The 5,016-nt window shown below is 31.2% G+C and carries 4 protein-coding genes; all 4 read left to right on the top strand.

The window, feature by feature from the left end:
* The first annotated feature begins 115 nt into the window (after positions 1–115).
* Positions 116–1,513 (top strand): dipeptidase, encoded by a 1,398-nt coding sequence (locus tag M3Z80_RS09170; RefSeq protein WP_293919313.1) that lies wholly within the window; start codon positions 116–118, stop codon positions 1,511–1,513.
* A 58-nt stretch (positions 1,514–1,571) separates the two neighbouring features.
* A complete protein-coding gene (locus tag M3Z80_RS09165; RefSeq protein WP_293919312.1) occupies positions 1,572–2,900 on the top strand; it encodes a DNA recombination protein RmuC in 1,329 nt (442 codons plus the stop codon).
* A gap of 81 nt (positions 2,901–2,981) precedes the next feature.
* Complete coding sequence (locus tag M3Z80_RS09160; RefSeq protein ID WP_293919311.1) at positions 2,982–4,166, top strand: glycoside hydrolase family 10 protein; 1,185 nt, start codon at positions 2,982–2,984, stop codon at positions 4,164–4,166.
* 84 nt (positions 4,167–4,250) lie between these two features.
* Positions 4,251–5,016 (top strand): alcohol dehydrogenase catalytic domain-containing protein (locus tag M3Z80_RS09155; protein ID WP_293919310.1); only part of this gene is annotated, 766 nt, incomplete at its 3' end.

Genomic DNA, 5,016 nt, shown 5'->3' with positions numbered 1-5,016 from the left:
CATCCCATCATAATCCCCCCTCTTACTCCTATTTACTTAACATACATTAAAATCTTAAACCTATTGGGGATAACCTTGTTTTTATTTATATATTTGTTATTATAATACCAAATAAATGAATAAGGCACATCAATACCAATTAGAAAATAAACAAAGATATTTAGACGAATTATTTGAAATATTAAGAATCCCTTCTATCAGTGCAGATTCTTCTTATTCGAAAGAAATAATAAACTGTGCAGAAACCATTTCTAAAAATTTAAGAGAATCAGGATTAGATCATGTTGAAATTTGCCAAACTAAAGGAAATCCTGTAGTTTATGCAGATAAAATTATTAATTCAAAACTTCCAACAGTTTTAGTTTACGGACATTATGATGTACAACCAGCTGATCCCTTAAATTTGTGGGAATCTGATCCCTTTGATCCAATTATAAAAAAAACTGACATACATCCTGAAGGAGCAATTTATGCTAGAGGTTCAGCAGATGATAAAGGACAGTTTTTTATGCATGTAAAAGCAATAGAATCTCTTATTAAAACAGATACATTACCATGTAATGTTAAAATTATTGTTGAGGGTGAAGAAGAAGTTGGATCGGTTAACTTAGGAAGTTTTTTAAAAGAAAATACTAGTAAACTGTCTTGCGATATAATTCTCATTTCAGATACTCATATTTTCTCGAATCAAATTCCAACTGTAACTACAGGATTAAGAGGTTTGAGCTATGTAGAAGTAGAGTTAGAAGGGCCTAACAGAGATTTGCATTCCGGATTATATGGAGGAGCTGTTCCCAATCCAATTAATGTGCTTTCATCTATGATTGCGTCTTTAATTGATAAGGATGGGAAAATTACAGTTAAAGGATTTTATGATAAAGTTATTGAATTAACTCCGGAGGATAGGGCAGAATTAAATAAACTTCCATTTAATGAAGAAGAATTCAAGAAATCAATCGGTTTAAATGATACTGAAGGTGAAAAAGGATATAATTCGCTTGAGAGAACATCTATACGTCCAACACTTGATGTAAATGGTATATGGGGAGGCTATACAGGAGAAGGAGCTAAAACTGTTATACCTTCAAAGGCTTATGCAAAAATATCAATGAGACTGGTTCCGGATCAAAATCCGGAAGAAATAACCCAACTGTTTACTGAACATTTTACATCTATAGCCCCTAAAAGTGTGAAAGTAACTGTTACTCCTCATCATGGAGGAAATGCTTATGTTTTACCTTCCACTGATCCAGGTTATAAAGCTGCAAAATTGGCGATGGAAAAAACTTTTGATAAAGAAGTTTTACCTTATAGAACAGGAGGAAGTATTCCTATTGTTTCTTTATTTGAAGAAGTGTTAGGAGCTAAATCGGTTTTAATGGGATTTGGATTAGATAGTGACGCCATTCATTCTCCAAATGAACATTATGGGGTATTCAATTTTTATAAAGGAATTGAAACCATTCCTTATTTCTTTAAATACTATACTGAAAATCTTAAAAAGAAAAATTAATAGATAAATTTCAATTTAAATTATATTTTCCAATCTGCAAATTTAATAACATAGATATATGATAGAATTATTTTTGGTTTTAATAGGTGGTATAATTTTTTTGTTACTAGGAATTTATATAGGTAAAAAAATAAATTATATATCTGATCAATCCGAAAAAATTCTTTTAAATGAAAAAATAAAGGAAATAAATAATAAATTAATTATTTCTGAGAAAGCGTTGGAAAATGAATTATTTGTAAAGGAAAATATTTTAAAAGAGCGAGAGCAATTGCTTTTAGAATTAACACGAAAAGATGCAGATTTTGAAAATTTAGTACATAAAAATCAGGAACAAAAACAGGAGATAATAGAGATTCAAAATAATCTTAGGAAAGAATTTGAAATTATAGCCAGTCAAATTTTAGAGCAGAAAACAGAAAAGTTTACAGAACAAAATAAACATAATATAAAAAATATACTGGATCCTCTACAAGAAAAGATTGCAATATTTGAGAAAAGAGTTGAAGATAGTCAAAAAGAGAATATAGGTATATATGTCTCGTTGAAGGAACAGTTACAGTATTTACAAAACCAGAATATAAGAATATCACAAGAAGCAGAAAATCTAACTAAAGCCCTTAAAGGAGATACTAAAATTCAAGGGAATTGGGGAGAATTAGTATTGGAAAGGGTTCTTGAAAAGTCAGGATTGGAAAAAGATAGAGAATATTTTATACAGGAAAGTTTATATTCTGAAGAAGGTAAGCGATATATTCCTGATGTAGTTATACATCTTCCGGACAACAAAAAGATGATTATAGATTCCAAAGTTTCCCTTATCGCATATGAAAGATATATAAATGATGATAACGAAGAGGATAAAAATAATTATTTAAAAGATCATATTAATTCTATAAAAAAACATATTCAACAATTATCATCTAAAAATTATCATAACTTATATGCCGATAATACCTTAGATTTCATACTACTGTTTATTCCAATTGAAACTGCTTTTTCTGTAGCCTTAAATCAAGATTCATCTTTATATAATAAAGCATTTGAAGAAAATATAGTAATCGTTACACCTTCCACACTTTTAGCTACTTTAAAAACCATAGATAGTATGTGGAATAACCAAAAGCAACAAAAGAATGCTTATGAAATAGCTAAAACAGCCGGAAACCTGTACGATAAATTCGAAGGTTTCTTACAAGATTTACTGCGTATTGGAAAAAAAATGGACGAGGCTAAAAATGAATACGGGCAGGCTATGAATAAATTAGTTGAAGGTAGAGGCAACATCGTTTCTCATATAGAGAAATTAAAAAAAATGGGAGCAAAAGCAAACAAAACTTTGCCCGAAGAAATCGTTAATAAAGCTCAAATTATAGAGGGTGATTAATAAGTATTAAAAAAAAACAGTAAAAAATATTTCCTTTAAAATTATAATTAAATTAATAAGGCAATTAAAATATTAAAATAAATGAATAGTAAAAGATTATTTTTGATATTACTAAATCTATTATCATGTACAATCATATTTGCCGGCACCCATAAACCTGAAGAAGAAAAAACTACCAAAGAGTTTAGGGCAGTATGGGTCGCTACATTTTTAAATATTGATTGGCCTTCTAAACCCGGATTACCTTCTGAACAGCAAAAAGAAGAATTTATAACCTTGCTCGATAATGTAAAAAAATGGAACATGAATGCTATAATTGTTCAGGTAAAACCGGCCTCTGATGCCTTATATCGTTCAAAATTAAGTCCGTGGTCGGGTTATTTATCTGGAACCCAAGGAGTAGATCCAGGATATGATCCGCTCGGATTCATGGTAGATGAAGCACATAAAAGAAATATTGAAATACATGCCTGGTTCAATCCATTTCGACTTTCTTCTGTAAATGCAAATTGGAGTTCATTGGCAACCGATAATATTGCTTTTAAACATCCTAACTGGGTAGTTAGATATGCAAATCAATTATATTTAAATCCAGGACTTCCCGAAGTACGGGATTATGTTATAGAGTCTATTATGGAAGTTGTTGAAAATTATCAAGTAGATGGAATTCATTTAGACGACTACTTTTATCCCTATAAGGTTGGCAAGTTAGATTATCCGGATTTTGCCGCCTATTCCAAATACGGAGTTACATTTGCTAGTAAAGCAGATTGGAGAAGAAATAACATTAATACTTTTGTAGAGAAATTATATAAAAATATAAAATCCAAAAATAGTAATATTGAATTTGGGATTAGTCCTTTTGGAGTTTGGAGAAATCAAAGCAACGATCCAAAAGGCTCTAAAACCAAGGCATTACAAAATTATGACGATTTATATGCAGATGTTCTGTTATGGATGAGAAAAGGTTGGTTAAATTATGTAGCACCTCAATTGTATTGGCATAGAGGACATAATCTTGCCGATTATTCTACTTTAGCAGAATGGTGGAGCCTTATGGCAAAAGAAACCAACACCAAACTTTATATAGGAATGGCCGCGTATAGAGTAAATCAATGGAAAAATCCCAATGAGCTTATAGAGCAAGTTTATTATAATAGAGAATTTCCGGAAATAAAAGGAAGTATATTTTTCAGTTACAAATCCTTAGCAAACGATCCCAAACAAGTGCTAACCAATTTAGTTACCGGCCCTTTTGCAGAATAAGTTTCTGTATATATCTGGGACAATATAAATATATATTCTAACGAGCGGCTATCGTTAAAATACTATCTAAAATATCAAATAATTATGACAAATATATATTCAAAAGCTTGGTGTTGGCAACATAAAGGTGAACCAGGCGAACTAATTCTTAAAGATTTTAAATTAAGAGATTTAGAAGAGGATGAAATATTAGTCCAAAATTCTGTAATCGGTCTAAATCCTGTGGATTGGAAACTTATATCTTCAGGAAATCCCAGTTGGAATAAAAATCAAATTCCAGGAGTAGATGGAGCCGGTATCGTTGTGAAAACCGGTAGCAAAATGAAGCAGATGCAAATCGGAGCGAGAGTATGTTATCATTCAGACCTTACTCAACAAGGAAGTTTTGCTACCCACACTATTATCAAAGGGAATAGATGCATGCAAATTCCTGAAACGCTAAGTAATTTTGCTGCTGCAGCATTTCCTTGTCCAACTTTGACAGCCTGGCAGTCATTTTGTAAAATTCCCGATTTGGTTAATAAAAACGTATTAATTAGTGGAGCCGGTGGTTCTGTTGGATATCTACTTACGCAATTAGCATTAAACGCAGGAGCTAAAGTTTATGTTACCTCAGATGTACATCATCATCACGAATATTATAAAATGGGAGTTGTCAAAGCTGTAGACTATAAAAATAATAATTGGAATCATGAAATTAAAGAGATTTTACATGGAAATCTTTTTGATGTCATATTCGATACCGTTAGTGGGGCACATGCGGCTTCATTGCTTCCTCTAATTGCTTATTATGGACATATGGTTGCTATTCAGGATCGGGTAGCAGAGAATACTTTACCTCCTTTTACCA

This window comes from Apibacter sp. (assembly GCF_025291155.1).
In the GTDB taxonomy this organism is placed as follows: Bacteria; Bacteroidota; Bacteroidia; order Flavobacteriales; family Weeksellaceae; genus Apibacter.
The sequence above is the reverse complement of the archived record's forward strand: the minus strand, read 5'-3'. Positions and strand labels throughout refer to the sequence as shown.

Bases quoted from the DNA above. Each gene is read 5' to 3' on its own strand.
- M3Z80_RS09170 (WP_293919313.1), top strand. From the start codon at position 116: ATGAATAAGGCACATCAATACCAATTAGAAAATAAACAAAGATATTTA.
- M3Z80_RS09165 (WP_293919312.1), top strand. From the start codon at position 1,572: ATGATAGAATTATTTTTGGTTTTAATAGGTGGTATAATTTTTTTGTTA.
- M3Z80_RS09160 (WP_293919311.1), top strand. From the start codon at position 2,982: ATGAATAGTAAAAGATTATTTTTGATATTACTAAATCTATTATCATGT.